This is a genomic window from Jejuia spongiicola (assembly GCF_023502325.1).
In the GTDB taxonomy this organism is placed as follows: domain Bacteria; phylum Bacteroidota; class Bacteroidia; order Flavobacteriales; family Flavobacteriaceae; genus Wocania_A; species Wocania_A spongiicola.
Map to the genome: position 1 here is coordinate 78,308 of NZ_JAMFLZ010000004.1, position 16,558 is coordinate 94,865.

The 16,558-nt window shown below is 33.8% G+C and carries 9 protein-coding genes; all 9 read left to right on the forward strand.

The window, feature by feature from the left end; genetic code table 11:
- Window positions 1-7: 7 nt before the first annotated feature.
- The 9 genes from M3P09_RS10195 (at window position 8) to M3P09_RS10235 (ending at window position 16,545) form a co-directional block, all read left to right on the forward strand.
- Complete coding sequence (locus M3P09_RS10195; RefSeq protein ID WP_099563323.1) at window positions 8-1,801, forward strand: cytochrome c oxidase subunit I; 1,794 nt, start codon at window positions 8-10, stop codon at window positions 1,799-1,801.
- A 340-nt stretch (window positions 1,802-2,141) separates the two neighbouring features.
- Window positions 2,142-6,323, forward strand: a complete 4,182-nt coding sequence (locus tag M3P09_RS10200; RefSeq protein ID WP_249973055.1) for a T9SS type B sorting domain-containing protein — start codon at window positions 2,142-2,144, stop codon at window positions 6,321-6,323.
- A gap of 26 nt (window positions 6,324-6,349) precedes the next feature.
- Window positions 6,350-7,303: a PorP/SprF family type IX secretion system membrane protein gene (locus M3P09_RS10205; RefSeq protein WP_099563325.1), complete on the forward strand. Its 954-nt coding sequence runs from the start codon at window positions 6,350-6,352 to the stop codon at window positions 7,301-7,303.
- Between the two features lie 20 nt (window positions 7,304-7,323).
- Window positions 7,324-9,210: an OmpA family protein gene (locus M3P09_RS10210; protein ID WP_249973056.1), complete on the forward strand. Its 1,887-nt coding sequence runs from the start codon at window positions 7,324-7,326 to the stop codon at window positions 9,208-9,210.
- A gap of 62 nt (window positions 9,211-9,272) precedes the next feature.
- A complete protein-coding gene (gene ruvB / locus M3P09_RS10215) occupies window positions 9,273-10,295 on the forward strand; it encodes a Holliday junction branch migration DNA helicase RuvB (RefSeq protein WP_099563327.1) in 1,023 nt (340 codons plus the stop codon).
- 154 nt (window positions 10,296-10,449) lie between these two features.
- On the forward strand, window positions 10,450-11,793 hold the full coding sequence (locus M3P09_RS10220; protein WP_249973057.1) for a cytochrome-c peroxidase: 1,344 nt from the start codon (window positions 10,450-10,452) through the stop codon (window positions 11,791-11,793).
- Between the two features lie 134 nt (window positions 11,794-11,927).
- The gene (locus M3P09_RS10225) at window positions 11,928-13,265 is read left to right on the forward strand and encodes a cytochrome P450 (RefSeq protein ID WP_249973058.1); all 1,338 of its coding nucleotides are present in this window, start codon (window positions 11,928-11,930) and stop codon (window positions 13,263-13,265) included.
- On the forward strand, window positions 13,262-14,191 hold the full coding sequence (queG, locus tag M3P09_RS10230) for a tRNA epoxyqueuosine(34) reductase QueG (RefSeq protein ID WP_430886765.1): 930 nt from the start codon (window positions 13,262-13,264) through the stop codon (window positions 14,189-14,191). Before M3P09_RS10225 ends, queG begins: the two co-directional genes overlap by 4 nt.
- 59 nt (window positions 14,192-14,250) lie before the next feature.
- Window positions 14,251-16,545: an NADP-dependent malic enzyme gene (locus M3P09_RS10235; RefSeq protein WP_099563329.1), complete on the forward strand. Its 2,295-nt coding sequence runs from the start codon at window positions 14,251-14,253 to the stop codon at window positions 16,543-16,545.
- Window positions 16,546-16,558 lie beyond the last annotated feature (13 nt).

Below are 16,558 nucleotides of genomic sequence, written 5' to 3' on the forward strand. Positions count from 1 at the left end.
TAAGATTATGTCAGCACACGCAGATAACCACGATCACGACGACGACCACGGACATCATCATAAAGAAACGTTTGTAACTAAATATATATTTAGTCAAGATCATAAAATGATTGCGAAACAGTATCTAATCACAGGTACTATTATGGGAGTTATTGGTGTATTAATGTCATTAATGTTCCGTATGCAAATTGCATGGCCAGAAGAGCCGAATGTATTATTTGAAGCTTTGCTTGGTAAATGGGCACCAGACGGTGTTATGGATGCAGATATCTATTTGGCATTAGTAACAATTCACGGTACCATAATGGTATTCTTTGTATTAACTGCAGGGTTAAGTGGTACATTTAGTAACTTATTAATACCGTTGCAAATTGGAGCTCGAGATATGGCTTCAGGCTTTTTAAATATGGTGTCGTATTGGTTATTCTTTTTATCAAGTGTAATCATGGTCATTTCATTATTTGTTGAAGCTGGACCCGCCGCTGCAGGTTGGACAATCTATCCACCATTAAGTGCATTGCCAATGGCTCAAGGGGGTTCAGGTATGGGTATGACACTTTGGTTGGTATCTATGGCAATATTTATTGCGTCATCATTATTAGGATCGCTTAATTATATTGTTACTGTAATAAACTTACGTACTAAAGGGATGTCTATGACTAGATTGCCTTTAACTATTTGGGCATTTTTTGTAACAGCTATTATTGGTGTAGTATCATTCCCAGTATTATTATCTGCTGCGTTATTATTAATAATGGATAGAAGTTTTGGAACATCATTCTTCTTATCAGATATATTTATTCAAGGCGAAGTATTGCATTATCAAGGTGGTTCTCCTGTTTTATTTGAACACTTATTTTGGTTTTTAGGACACCCAGAAGTATATATCGTAATCTTACCAGCCATGGGACTTGTCTCCGAAATCATGGCATCAAGTTCACGTAAACCTATTTTTGGTTACAGGGCTATGATTGCTTCTATTTTAGCAATTGCATTTTTATCAACAATAGTTTGGGGTCACCATATGTTTATATCAGGAATGAATCCATTTTTAGGATCTGTATTTACATTTACAACTTTATTAATTGCAATTCCATCAGCTGTAAAAGCATTTAACTGGATAACCACACTCTGGAAAGGTAATTTACAACTAAATCCTGCAATGTTATTTTCTATTGGTTTTGTATCAACATTTATAACAGGAGGTTTAACAGGAATTATTTTAGGGGATTCTGCATTAGATATTAATGTACATGATACATACTTTGTAGTAGCCCACTTCCATTTAGTAATGGGTATATCGGCATTGTATGGTATGTTTGCCGGAATTTATCATTGGTATCCAAAAATGTTTGGGCGTATGCTAAATAAGAATTTAGGTTACATTCACTTCTGGATAACTGCTGTTTGTGCTTATGGTGTATTCTTCCCAATGCACTTTATTGGTATGGCGGGATTACCACGTCGTTATTATACTAATAGTAATTTTCCATTATTTGATGATTTAGCGAATGTAAATGTTATTATTACAATTTTTGCTTTAATTGGAGGTGTAGTTCAAATAGTATATTTATATAATTTCTTTGCTAGTATGTTTTATGGAAAGAAAACAGTTCAAAACCCATGGCGTTCTACAACTTTAGAATGGACAGCTCCTATAAAGCATATTCATGGTAACTGGGAAGGAGAAATTCCTCATGTACACAGATGGGCTTACGATTATAGTAAACCAGGTCATGACGACGATTTTGTACCTCAAAACATACCACTTAAAGACGGAGAAGAGGAGCTACAGCATTAGCACTTAATATATATTATAGTCATATATAATAATTAAGCCTTTCTAATATTTTTAGAAAGGCTTTTTCATTTCTTATAAAATAGTTTTTTATACAAATTCACATAATAAAAAAAAGAACTATAGCATTCAAAGCTTAAAAACAAGCTTTCAGCGTGTAAAAACAACGATTAAATACAATTTTTTTCGATAAAGTGTAAAATAAATTAAAAAATATCGATGAAATACAAATAAATCAGTTAAATTGCAATCATAAATAATTTAAACATAGGTTTTTAATAATCATATATCAATGCTTTATTACAAGTTAATGTTAGTTAATAATAATTTAATCAACCAAATTATGAATGCAAAATCCCTTTTAAGGCATACAAAAAAAAATGTTGCCTTTATAATGGTATTTCTTTGGACGGCATTTTCAATAAACGCCCAATGTCCTACCATTAGTGATCCTACACCACCACCTATTTGTGATGCGTCTGGCTTTACCTTTAATGATTTAAATGCATACGCTACCGATGCTGGAAATGGCATTGTTTGGTACGACTCAGCTAGTGGAGGTAGTGCTTACAATGCTAGTCAACTAGTTTTAGAAGGCACTTATTACGCAGATGATAATTCAGGAACCTGCGGAGTAAGATCTTCAATAGTAGTGGATTTTCAAGTTGATGCTTCTGGTCAGGTTTTAGATCGAATTTATTGTTCAAACGATAATGCGACAATACAAGATTATATAGATGATGTTTTACAATCTAGTATTCCATCAGGAGGATCTGTTCAAGTTTATAATGATTTTAACTTAACAAATTTGGCTAATCCAACAGATGCTATCCCAACAGGAGCATCAAACTATTATATAGTATTCGTAGATAACGGCGGATGTGAAAGTCAACAAGAAATTGGTCAAGTAGGAGTTTTTACTGCACCGGTAGATCCTACACCACCAACTCCACAAGACTTTTGTATAGATTCAAATCCTACAGTTGGCGATTTAGATCCAGGAACAGCAGCAACTAATTTTAATTGGTATACAAGCTTAGATGGGTCGGGAGATCCAATTTTACCTGCATTACCTTTTTCAGCATCTTTAATAGATGGGAATACTTATTATGTTCAAGTTGATGACGTTTTTTGTGTTAGTAATCCAGTTGCGGTTATAGTTAATATAGACAACCCTGTTGATCCAGGAACTCCAGGAGTTAGAGAGTTTTGCAATAACAATATTCCTTCTTCAGATTTTGATTTGTTTGATTATTTAAATGGCACACCAGAGAATACAGGAACTTGGTCAGGACCACTTACAACATCTGGAGGTCATTTAGGAACAGTAAATGTTTCAACATTGACTACACCAGGAGATTATATTTTTACATACACTGTTACAGATGGAGGCTTTTGCCCAGACCAAACAGCTACGGTAACAATCACAATATATGAAGCGTTTACATCTGGAACATCGGTTTCTGGCACTCCAATTTGTGAAGTGAATTTACCTTCAGCCTTTGATTTATTTACATTATTAGAAAATGAAGATCCTAATGGACAATGGACACAAGGCACATTAAGTACAGACCCAATAGTTAGTTCTCCAATTGATTTAACAGGTTTAGCACCTGGCATATATAGTTTTACATACACACAGAATGTATCACCAAACCCTTGCCCAGAAGAATCAACTACAGTACAGGTTGAAGTGTTGGAAGATCCAGAAGCAGGAACCCCAACTAATCCATCGCCATTTTGTGAAAATGATTTGGTTGCAAATTCTCCATTTGATTTATTTGGTCAACTATCTGGAAATGATGTAGGAGGAACTTGGTCTGATGATAATTCAACAGGAGCCTTAAGTACAAGTGATGTAGATTTAACATTGCTAACGATAGGTTCTTATGACTTTACTTATAGCGTTACAGCAGCCAATGGTTGTACAGATGATGCTTTAGTAACAATAACTATTGTAGACGCTCCCGAATCTGGGACAGTAAATGGTTCGGCTCCTTTTTGTGAAGGTTCAGCGCCGTCCGCTTTTAATTTGTTTGATTTATTAGATAACGAGGACCAAACAGGGACTTGGTTTGTAGGAACAGATAATCTAGGAGCAGTAACCGCAAACCCTGTAGACTTGTCAGGATTAACAAATGGTACTTATAGCTTTACTTATGATGTAGATGTTATTGGGTCTTGTGATGATGTATTGGTTACAGTTGATGTAATAATTAATGCATTGCCAAATACAGGAACGGCAAACAACCCACTACCTTTTTGTGAAAACGATCCAGCATTAACAAATACTGCTTTTGACTTGTTTTCAATATTGAGCGGACCTTTTGATGCAGGAGGAACATGGTCTGATGACGATAGCACAGGAACTTTGGTTACCGCTAATGAAATAAACCTTTCACTATTAGGTATAGGGGTTTATAATTTCACGTATAGTATTACAGATGCTAATTCATGTACCAATAGTACAACTGTTACTATAACTATTGTACCAGCTCCAGAATCAGGAACACCAGTTACTAGCTTTCCTGAGTTTTGTCTTGCAGAAATTACAGCAGCACAATCGGTAGATTTATTTGATTTATTAGAAGGAGAAGATCAATTAGGGGTATGGAATGACGATTCATTGTCAGGGATGCTAACAGGAAATACCGTAACTATTGATGGATTGGGGGCAGGAACTTACAATTTTACTTATGATGTAAATGCAATTGGTTCTTGTGATGATGTAGACGTAACAGTAAGTATAACAATTAATGATACAGCGGCACCAACAGCTATAACACCTCAAGAGTTTTGTGATGCCGCTACAGTTTCAGATTTAGTTGCTACAGGAACTAACATACAATGGTATGATGAAGCGGCAGGAGGTTCTCCTTTGGTAGGAACAACAAGTTTAGTAGATGGAGAAACATATTATGCAACCCAAACAGACGCTACAACTAGTTGTGAATCTTCAATTAGGTTTGAAGTTATTGCAGAAATATATCAATCACCAAACCCAGGTAATCCTAGTGCAACTGGAATTTCTGCTTGTAATAATGATAATAATATAGACTTAAATAATGGTTTAGATGGCACTCAAGATACCGGAGGTGTTTGGCAAGATACAGACGGAACAGGAGCATTAACAGGAAACATTTTTGATGCTACTGGACTTGCAGCTGGAGATTACCAATTCACATATTTTGTAGCAGCTACTTCACCATGTGTCGACGATAGTACTACTATAACAGTAAGAATTGATACGCCTTTAGATGCAGGAACTGATGGAACTTTAGATGACTGTAGTAATAATGGAACAACAGATTTATTTACTCGATTAGGAGGAAGTCCAGATACAGGAGGAACATGGTCACCAGCTTTAACAAGTGGGACAGGTGTCTTTGATCCATTGGTTGATGTTCAAGGAACATATACTTATACACTAACTAATGCTTGTGGAACATCAACGAGCGAGGTTGTGGTTTCTATAACACAAGCTCCGTATGCAGGAGCTGATGATTCAGTTTCAATATGTGTTATCGATGGAGTTACAGATTTATTCCCATTATTAGGTTCGGGAGCACAAAGCGGAGGTATATGGTCGCCAGCTTTAGCAAGTGGAACTGCTAATTTTGATCCAAGTGTAGACGCATCAGGTGTTTATACATATACTGTTCTTGCTACTGGTTTTTGTACAGTAGATTCGAGTGCTCAAATAACAGTAACTGTTAATGACAGTTCAGCCCCAACTGTAATTGATCCAAATCCAGGATTTTGTTTAATAGATAACCCTACAGTTTCAGATTTAGATAGTGCTTTAACGATAACGGGTACAATAATATGGTACGAAGATGCGGCATTAACTACTGTAGCGAGTGCTACAGACACCTTAGTAAATGGCGAAGATTATTATGCAAGCCAAACCAATAGTTCAGGTTGCGAGTCTTCAACAAGTACTTCAGCAATTACTGTTACTATTAATGATGCCCCAACACCAACATTAATTAATTCTAACCAAGAATTATGTATTAATGATGGACCAACCATTGCAGAATTATCCTCAAATATTAATGAGTCAACATCAGCACAATATAATTTAGTTTGGTATGATTCTGAAACGGGAGGCTCTGTTATATCTAGTAGTTCAATATTAAATAATGGAGTAACGTACTATGCTGTTTTAGTAGATATTGCAACAGGTTGTGAAAGTAGTTTACGCTTAGCAATAACTCCAGACTTAACAGCATGTGGTAAATTGGTAATTCCAGACGGATTCTCTCCAAATGGAGATGGTGTTAACGACACTTTTGATATTGATAATTTAGAAATATTATACCCGAACTTTGAAATAGAAATTTTTAATAGATATGGAAACATGGTTTATAAAGGAAATGCTAATTCACCTAGGTTTGATGGCAAATCTAATCAATCAGGAACACTAGGAAATGGCGATTTGCCAGTTGGAGTATATTTCTACATTTTCAATTTTAACGACGGTATAAATAAACCAGAAGAAGGACGCTTATACTTAAGCAGATAATTTATAGATAAGCAAAATTTAGAATCATGAAAAAATTAAATATATATAAAATAGCTGCTTTGTTAAGTATAACATTATTGTCTTTCCAAAGTTTCGCACAACAAGATCCACAATTTACACAGTATATGTATAATATGAGTGTAATAAACCCTGCTTACGCAACTGCAGAAGAAGGTATATTAAATTTAGGTGGATTTTATAGAACACAATGGGTTGGTTTTGAAGGGGCACCAAAAACAGGTAGCTTCTTTGCACATACACCTATAAATGATAAAATTGAATTAGGTCTTTCTTTTACCAATGATAATATTGGCGATATTGTAAATGAAAATAATGTGTTTGCAGATTTTGCCTATGTGTTACCAGTTGGAGTTGAAAGCAAAATTTCGTTTGGAGTTAAAGCTGGGTTTACTTTTTTTGATGCCATCTTTGATGATTTTGTATTACAATCTGGTAATGTAAGTACAGATGTAGCATTCAACGAAAATATCAGTAAAGCATTCCCCAATATAGGAATTGGCGCATTCTTTTTCTCTAATAATTATTACTTGGGATTATCTGCACCTAATATGCTTACAACTAAACATATTGAAAACGAAAATGGAATAAAGGCAACTGGAGTTCAGGATATTCATTTCTTTTTTACAGGTGGATATATTTTTGATATTAATCCAAACCTTAAGTTTAAGCCTGCATTTATGGCTAAGGCTGTAAAAGGGTCTCCTATGGCTATGGATATTACTGCTAATGTACTTGTAAATGAAAAACTTGAAGCAGGTTTAGGCTATCGTTTAGGAGACGCCGTAAGTGCTTTGGTTAACTTTAGGATAACACCAGATTTAAAAATAGGTTATGCTTACGATTATACAACAAGTAACTTAGGAAATTTTAATTCAGGTTCTCACGAAATATTCATTTTGTTTAATGTCGATTTATTTGGATTTAAAAACGGATATGATCGTTCACCAAGATTCTTCTAAATATTTAATAATTGGAAAACATGAAAAAACAAATATACATACTTGCAAGCCTTTTATTAGTTAGTGGAATAGGATTTGCACAAAAGAAAAATTTAAAACGAGTTAATAAGCTTTTTGAAATAAGAGCTTATAAGGATGCCGCTGAAATTTATGAAACTAAAGAGCGCAATCAAGAAGTGCTTCAAAATTTAGCTGATAGCTATTATTATAATACAAGTCTTCAAAAAGCAATTAAAACTTATAGAGAACTGTTTGTAGAATATGGAGACTCAATTGATATTGAATATCATTTTAGATATGCACAAGCTTTAAAAGGTGTTAAAGATTATAAAGAAGCAGATAAACATTTAAGCAGATATTATAACAAATCAGTAAATACCAGTGCATTTATTGAAAACACAGATAAAACAACACCGCATACGTTTAAATTAAAGCAAATAGAAAATCAAAATTCTAGTAGCGATTTTGGATTATCGTTTTATGGCGAAAACAAAGTAGCTTTTGCTTCGGCAAGAAATAGTGAAAACCCATCGTATTCATGGAATAATTTACCATACCTAGACTTGTATAGCGCAACGTTAACAAATGATAATATTTTAGAAGATATTGTGCCTTTTTCGGATGCTATAAATACAAGCACGCACGAAAGTAATGCTGTGTTTACTAAAAATGGTAAAACAATGTATTTTAATAGAACAAATACAACCCGTAAAAAAACAGACGAACAAAGGATCGCACATATTAAAATTTATAAAGCAGAATTGGTAGATGGAAATTGGACAAATGTTTCCGCATTACCATTCACTTCAAATGCATATAGTACAGAGCACCCAGCTTTAAGTAAAGATGAAAAAACACTATATTTTGCTAGCGATATGCCAGGAACTATAGGTAGTTTTGATATTTATAAAGTGGCTATTAATGATGATGGAACTTATGGAGAGCCTGAAAACTTAGGACCAACAATTAATACAAAACACAGAGAGCAATTCCCATTTATTAGTGAATTTAATGTGCTGTATTTTTCATCTATAGGTCATCAAGGCTATGGAGGTTTGGATGTGTTTAGAAGTAATAAAGTAAATAATACATTTGATAAACCAGTAAACTTAGGAAGCTCAATAAATAGTAATTTGGATGACTTTGCTTATGTAGTTAGAGAAAAAGATAACAAAGGGTATGTGTCTTCAAATCGAACAGGTTATGATAGGTTATTTGGTTTTGGTAGAGAAGAAAACCCTTTAACAAAATATCAAGTAGAAGGAATTGTGCAAGATTTAAATAGTAAAGAATTATTAGCAGGGTCTTTAGTAACTCTATTTGATGAATCAGATACCGTAATTCAAGATACTATTGTTGGAGATGATGCACATTATATTTTTAAAATAGAACCGAATAAAAAATACAAAGTAAGAGGAACCAGAAAAGCATATATTCCTCAAGATGTTGAATTTTCAACCGATAGCAAAGGAAAAGTACAGCACAATATTTATTTATCTTTAGAGTCTTTTGCTGATGCAGAAGAACGTGTAAAGGAAAACGAAAAAGGAGATGTACAAGTAGAATTAGACAAGATTTATTTCGATTTCGATAAATCTAATATTCGCGAAGATGCAGCAGTAACTTTACAAGTATTGGTAGATTTAATGAAAAAATATCCATCAATGGAAGTAGAAGTATCTGCGCATACCGATGCACGAGGTCCAGATCAGTACAATTTAGATTTATCTAAACGCAGAGCTGCTTCAACCTTAGAGTATTTAGTTAGTCAAGGGATAGACAGAGCGCGATTAAAAAGTATTGGATATGGCGAAATGCAACCTCTTAACGAATGTGTTAAAGAAGGTATTTGTGATGATGAAGCGTATGATATAAACAGGCGTTGTGAATTTACAATTCTGAATTAAAATAAAATCAATATTAAAAAGCCTTTCTGTTTAGAGAGGCTTTTTAGTTATATTTGTTTGTGATGAACGAAAACCTAGATCCAACAGACGAAAATTTTTCTCCAGAAGAATTAGATGTAGAAAAAAAACTGAGACCCTTATCTTTTGATGATTTTACAGGGCAGGATCAGGTATTAGAAAACCTTCAAATTTTTGTTCAAGCTGCAAATTTACGTACCGAAGCTTTAGATCATACATTATTTCATGGACCTCCTGGATTAGGAAAAACTACACTTGCTCATATTTTAGCAAATGAACTTAGTGTTGGTATTAAAGTAACTTCAGGTCCAGTTTTAGATAAACCAGGAGATTTAGCAGGATTACTTACTAACCTTGAAGAACGAGATGTCTTATTTATTGATGAAATTCATCGATTAAGCCCCATTGTAGAAGAATATTTATACTCTGCAATGGAAGATTATAAAATAGATATCATGATTGAATCTGGACCCAATGCAAGAACGGTGCAAATCAATCTTAATCCATTTACCTTAATTGGAGCAACAACACGCTCGGGGTTGTTAACTTCTCCAATGCGAGCACGTTTTGGAATACAAAGTAGATTACAATATTACAAAACCGATTTACTAACAACCATTGTACAGCGTAGTGCGACTATTTTAGATGTACCAATTTCTATGGAAGCAGCTATTGAAATAGCAGGTAGAAGCCGAGGAACACCAAGAATTGCGAACGCATTATTGCGTCGTGTTAGAGATTTTGCACAAATTAAAAGTAACGGGAGTATCGATATAAAAATTGCAAAATATGCTTTGGAAGCTTTAAACGTTGATGCCCATGGTCTAGACGAAATGGATAATAAAATTTTGTCAACCATTATTGATAAGTTTAAAGGCGGGCCAGTAGGTATTACTACTATTGCTACAGCAGTTAGCGAAAGCCCAGAAACTATTGAAGAGGTTTATGAACCATTTTTGATACAACAAGGGTTTATTATGCGAACCCCTCGAGGGCGAGAAGTAACAGAACAAGCTTATAAGCATCTTGGTAAAGTAAAAGGATCAATTCAAGGCGGACTGTTTTAGTGTATGCTTCTCGGTTTACTATTACAACAATTAAACGGATAAATAAATCCTTTCAACATATTAGCTAATTATTCGTTTATTTCATCAAAAAATTTGTAAGGTTTTTGAAAGTGTCATTATGTTTGGCGCTTAAAATATTAATAACCCAATTATAATGAAAAACCTACGAGTATTCAATGTACTTGCAATTTGTGTAGCATCTTTATTTTTTTCTTGTGCTACAGACAATGATGATTATGTTGATATCACATTTCAAAACAATTTAGAAAAAAAAATTATAGAGCTATATGGGTCTAAAGAAGCGCTAATCCTTCCAGCTTCAAATAATTATTCAGCCATACCAAACGATTTAAAAAACCCGATTACAGAAGCTAAAGTTGCTTTGGGAAAAATGTTGTTTCACGAAACAGGTTTGGCTAAAAATCCTAAACTTTCTCAGGGAATGGATACTTATTCTTGTGCAAGTTGCCATCATGCAGGAGCAGGTTTTCAAAGTGGTATATTACAAGGTATTGGCGAAGGTGGTTTTGGTTTTGGTTTGTTTGGAGAAGAGCGTACTAAGTCTTCTGATTATACAGAAGAGCACTTAGATGTACAGCCAATTAGAAGCCCCAGTGTTTTAAATGTAGCTTATCAAGATGTTATGCTATGGAATGGTCAATTTGGAGCAACAGGGACTAACGCAGGAACGGAAGCAAATTGGACGGCAGGAACACCAAAAGAATCTAACACATTAGGTTTTGAAGGAGTAGAAATACAGGCTATAGCAGGAATAAATGTTCACAGATTAGTTATTGATGAAGATTTTATTAAAAACTCATCCTATAAAGCTATGTTTGATAGCGCTTTTCCTAATGTTAATGTAAATGAGCGTTATTCTAAATTAAATGCAGGTTTAGCAATAGCAGCTTATGAGCGTACATTGCTTGCTAATCAAGCTCCATTTCAAAAATGGTTAAAAGGCGAAAGTATTGCAATGAGTAATGATGAAATACAAGGGGCTACATTATTTTTTGATAAAGCTAAATGCTACACGTGCCATTCGGGACCAGGTTTAAATGGTATGAGCTTTCATGCATTAGGTATGAAAGATTTAGCTGGCAATAATGTTTTAACAGTTATAGATGAAGCAACAAAAAAAGGGCGAGGTGGATTTACTGGAAACACAAATGATGACTATAAATTTAAAACACCTCAATTGTATAACTTAAAAGATGTTAGCTTTTTTGGACATGGCGGTAGTTTTGAAAGTGTAAAAGATATTATTCGTTATAAAAGTGAAGCTGTTCATGAAAATATTGAAGTCCCTTCAAATAAACTTTCTCCTATGTTTGTGCCTCTTAACCTAACAGATTCTGAAATTGATTTGCTTACTTTATTTGTTGAAAATGCACTCTATGATGATAATTTAAAACGATTTGTGCCAGAGAGCTTACCATCAGGATATTGCTTTCCAAATGCTGATTTGCAATCATCGTTAGATATGAATTGTAATTAATATTAAGTGACAGATATAGATTAATTAAAACCGAAGTATTTAGCATCGGTTTTTTTGTTTAGTATTACTAATAAAATAGTACTTTTAAAGTATGTGAAATGGTCTAAACTCAAATGTCCTAATTTTATAAACAAATGCCTAAATACAGCTACCCAAATAAAATACCATTTCGAAAGTTTTTATTAATGTCGGCTTCTATAGCCAAAAACCCTATCCCGTTTCATAATAAATGCTTTAATAATGCAGGAGACACCTTTGCTATTAAATCACCTTTTTATGGACATATTGTTTTAACTCGAGAAATAAACATTGTTAAACACATACTTCAAAAAAACCATAAAACCTATCATAAATCAAAAATTCAAACCAAATATTTATCAAAATATGTAGGTTACGGGTTGCTAACTTCAAGTGGCGATTATTGGTTAAAACAACGTAGATTAATACAACCAGCATTCCATAAAGAAAAAATTCAAAACTTAGTTTCAATTATTAATAATGCTATTGAAACTCAAGTAAATTTAATTGAAGAAGGAGAGTTTGTAGATTTATACCCTATAATGAATGAATTAGCTTTTGAAGTAGTTGCTAAATCTTTGTTCAATTTTTCTGCAGAAAAACAAACTTTAAAACGCTTGCAATTCATTATTGAAAAGTTACAATTGTTTATTGTAAAAGAATTGAGAATGCCTTACAAAAAGTTATGGTATTTTTTAAAAGGCGATATTAGTTACCACATGAAATTGGTAAAAGAAAGTAGAGATATAATAAATACTATTATTGATCAAAGACGAAATTCTGATGATGAGCATGATGATTTATTAGATATGTTATTACATGCTAAGTATGAAGACGGAACAACTATGAGTAACGAGCAATTAATTGACGAAATTTTAATTTTGTTTGTTGCTGGACATGAGACTACCGCCAATGCATTAACATTTACATTAAAACTTTTAGCACAAAATAAAAAGGAATTAAAAAAGGTTGAAGACGAAATTAACAAAGCAAAAAAAGAAAGCTTAACGTCCTTACAAACCATTACACAATTAAATTATACTAAATGTTGTGTTGAAGAAAGTTTACGATTATACCCACCAGCTTGGATCACCGATAGAGTAAATATTGAAGATGATGAAATAGAAAATTATGTCTTAAAAAAAGGCACTATTGTTGGAGCATCAATATACGAACTGCACCGAAATAAAGATTACTGGAGCGATTCTGAAGATTTTAAACCTGAGCGCTTTTTAGAAAAAAACAGAAAGCAAATATTACAATATTATATGCCCTTTGGTGCAGGACCAAGACTCTGTATTGGGAACAATTTTGCGATGTATGAAATGATTTTAGCGGTAAATGCTATTATGAAAAAGTTTAATGTTTCTACAGATAATGATATTATTAAAATAAATCCTTTAATTACTTTAAAACCAGTAGATGTTAAGTTAAAGTTCACTTTAAAAGCATGATGGTAAAATCAAAAGCAAACCATACTAAGCTTATTAAAACCGAAGCTAAACGTCTTGGGTTTTTGTCCTGCGGTATAAGTAAAGCTGATTTTTTAGAAGAAGAAGCACCTCGATTAGAAAAGTGGTTGAAAAATAATATGCATGGGGAAATGCACTATATGGAAAATCATTTCGATAAACGATTAGACCCAACAAAGCTTGTTGAAGGCTCAAAAAGTGTAGTTTCATTATTGCTTAATTATTACCCAAGCCAAGAGCAAATAGCTAGCAGCTATAAACTATCAAAATATGCCTATGGAACCGATTATCATTTTGTTATTAAGGATAAACTTAAATCTCTACTAAATTTTATTCAAGATGAAATAGGAGAAGTTAGCGGAAGAGCTTTTGTAGATTCTGCCCCTGTTTTAGATAAAGCTTGGGCTGCAAAAAGTGGCTTAGGCTGGATAGGTAAGCATAGTAATTTATTAACCCAACAAGTAGGCTCGTTTTATTTTATAGCCGAACTTATAATAGATTTAGAGCTCGATTACGATATGCCAACCACAGATCATTGTGGTACATGTACGGCATGTATTGATGCTTGCCCAACCGAAGCCATTACAGAGCCTTATGTAGTAGATGGCAGTAAATGCATTTCTTATTTTACTATTGAATTAAAAGAGAATATACCAACAGAGTTTAAAGGAAGAATGGATGATTGGATGTTTGGTTGTGATGTTTGTCAAGATGTTTGCCCATGGAATCGATTTTCTAAATCACACAATGAACCCCTATTCAATCCACATCCAGAATTATTATCGATGACAAAAAAAGATTGGGAAGAGATTACTGAGGACACTTTTAAAAAAGTATTTCAAAAATCTGCAGTAAAGCGAACTAAGTTTTCAGGCTTAAAAAGAAACATCAATTTTTTAAAAGATTAGGCTTATCCTATCATAGGATTATTATCTTTGTTGGTTTGATATATTTAAACTAATCCATAATGAGCGAAGAAAGTAAACGAAGAGAAGCCCTTATATATCACGCAAAGCCAACTCCAGGAAAAATAAAGGTAGTTCCAACCAAAAAATATGCTAGCCAAAGAGATTTATCTTTAGCCTATTCGCCAGGTGTTGCAGAGCCTTGTTTAGAAATAGAGAAAGACAAAAATAATGCTTATAGATATACAGCCAAAGGTAATTTAGTAGCAGTAATATCTAACGGAACAGCAGTTTTAGGATTGGGAAATATTGGTCCTGAAGCCTCAAAACCAGTAATGGAAGGTAAAGGCTTATTGTTTAAAATATTTGCTGATATTGATGTTTTTGACATTGAAGTTGATACCGAGAATGTTGACGAATTTATTGCAACAGTAAAAAACATAGCTCCAACTTTTGGGGGTATTAATTTAGAAGATATAAAAGCTCCAGAAGCTTTTGAAATAGAGCGTCGCTTAAAGGAAGAGTTAGATATTCCTGTAATGCATGACGACCAACACGGAACTGCTATAATTTCTGCGGCAGCGTTATTAAATGCAGTTGAGTTAGCAGAAAAAAAGCTGGAGAAAGTTAAAATAGTAATAAGCGGTGCTGGGGCAGCAGCTATATCATGTTCTCGTTTATACCAAGCTTGTGGTGTAAAGCGTGAAAATATGGTTATGCTAGATAGCAAAGGTGTTATTAGAAATGATCGAGAAAGTTTGTCTACTGAGAAAGCAGAATTTGCTACACACAGGAAAATAGACACGCTTGATGAAGCTATGAAAGATGCCGATGTTTTTATCGGTCTATCAATGCCAGATATTGTCACTCCAGATATGCTTTTAACTATGGCAAAAAATCCTATTGTATTTGCAATGGCTAATCCAAACCCAGAAATAAAATATAATACTGCAATTGCAACGCGCAAGGATATTATTATGGCAACAGGGCGTAGCGATCATCCTAACCAAGTAAATAATGTACTAGGGTTTCCATTTATTTTTAGAGGAGCTTTGGATGTGCGTGCAACAAAAATTAACGAAGCTATGAAAATGGCTGCAGTTAAAGCTTTGGCTAGATTAGCTAAAGAGCCAGTGCCAGAGCAAGTTAATATAGCTTATGGCGAAACACGATTAACATTTGGGAAAGAATATATCATTCCAAAACCATTTGATCCGCGTTTAATTGCCGAAGTGCCGCCAGCGGTTGCAAAAGCAGCTATGGAAAGCGGTATAGCAAAAGAGCCTATTATAGATTGGGAAAAATACCAAGACACACTTAGAGAACGTTTGGGTTCTGATAACAAATTAGTAAGGCTATTATTAAATAGAGCAAAGCTTGATCCTAAACGTGTTGTGTTTGCAGAAGCTGACCAGCTAGCTGTTCTGAAGGCAGCACAAATAGCTTATGAAGACGGTATTGCATATCCAATTTTATTAGGAAGAAAAGAGACTATTGAGAGTCTTATGAAGGAGATAGAATTTGATGCCGATGTGCCAATTATCGACCCTAAAACAGAAGAAGAAAACCCGCGTAAAGATAAATATGCAAAAGTATATTGGGAACAACGTAAGCGTAGAGGAATAACATACTATTCTGCTCAAAAATTAATGCGTGAACGTAACTATTTTGCTGCAATGATGGTTAGCGAAGGAGATGCAGATGCCCTAATTTCGGGGTATTCTAGAAACTATCCTACAGTTGTAAAACCTATGCTAGAATTAATAGGTATGGCAAAGGGAGCAACAAGAATTGCTACCACAAATGTTATGATGACTAAAAGAGGCCCGCTTTTTTTAAGTGATACATCTATAAACATAGACCCAAGTGCTAAAGATTTAACCAAAATAGCACAAATGACATCTCAAGTTATTAAAATGTTTGGCATGAAGCCTGTCATGGCAATGACTTCTTATTCTAACTTTGGGTCGTCTCAACATATTAATGCATCAAAAGTTAGAGAAGCTGTATCGTATTTACATCGCCATTTTCCAGACATGATTGTTGATGGTGAATTGCAAACTGATTTTGCTTTAAATGATGAAATGCTTCGAGAAAAATTCCCATTTTCTAAACTGGTTGGTAAAAAAGTAAACGCGCTAATATTTCCTAATTTAGATTCGGCTAATATTACTTATAAACTATTAAAAGAACTGAACGACTCTCAATCTATTGGACCAATAATGATGGGCATGCGTAAACCAGTACATATACTTCAGTTAGGGGCTAATGTTGATGAAATTGTTAATATGACAGCAATTGCAGTTATTGATGCACAACATAAAGAAAAATGGGAACTAGAAAAGGCTAATTCTTAATCGTTTTAATGTA

Excerpts from the sequence above, each read along its gene's own strand:
- M3P09_RS10195 (WP_099563323.1), top strand. The coding sequence starts at position 8 with ATGTCAGCACACGCAGATAACCACGATCACGACGACGACCACGGACAT.
- M3P09_RS10200 (WP_249973055.1), top strand. The coding sequence starts at position 2,142 with ATGAATGCAAAATCCCTTTTAAGGCATACAAAAAAAAATGTTGCCTTT.
- M3P09_RS10205 (WP_099563325.1), top strand. The coding sequence starts at position 6,350 with ATGAAAAAATTAAATATATATAAAATAGCTGCTTTGTTAAGTATAACA.
- M3P09_RS10210 (WP_249973056.1), top strand. The coding sequence starts at position 7,324 with ATGAAAAAACAAATATACATACTTGCAAGCCTTTTATTAGTTAGTGGA.
- ruvB (WP_099563327.1), top strand. The coding sequence starts at position 9,273 with ATGAACGAAAACCTAGATCCAACAGACGAAAATTTTTCTCCAGAAGAA.
- M3P09_RS10220 (WP_249973057.1), top strand. The coding sequence starts at position 10,450 with ATGAAAAACCTACGAGTATTCAATGTACTTGCAATTTGTGTAGCATCT.
- M3P09_RS10225 (WP_249973058.1), top strand. The coding sequence starts at position 11,928 with ATGCCTAAATACAGCTACCCAAATAAAATACCATTTCGAAAGTTTTTA.
- queG (WP_430886765.1), top strand. The coding sequence starts at position 13,262 with ATGATGGTAAAATCAAAAGCAAACCATACTAAGCTTATTAAAACCGAA.
- M3P09_RS10235 (WP_099563329.1), top strand. The coding sequence starts at position 14,251 with ATGAGCGAAGAAAGTAAACGAAGAGAAGCCCTTATATATCACGCAAAG.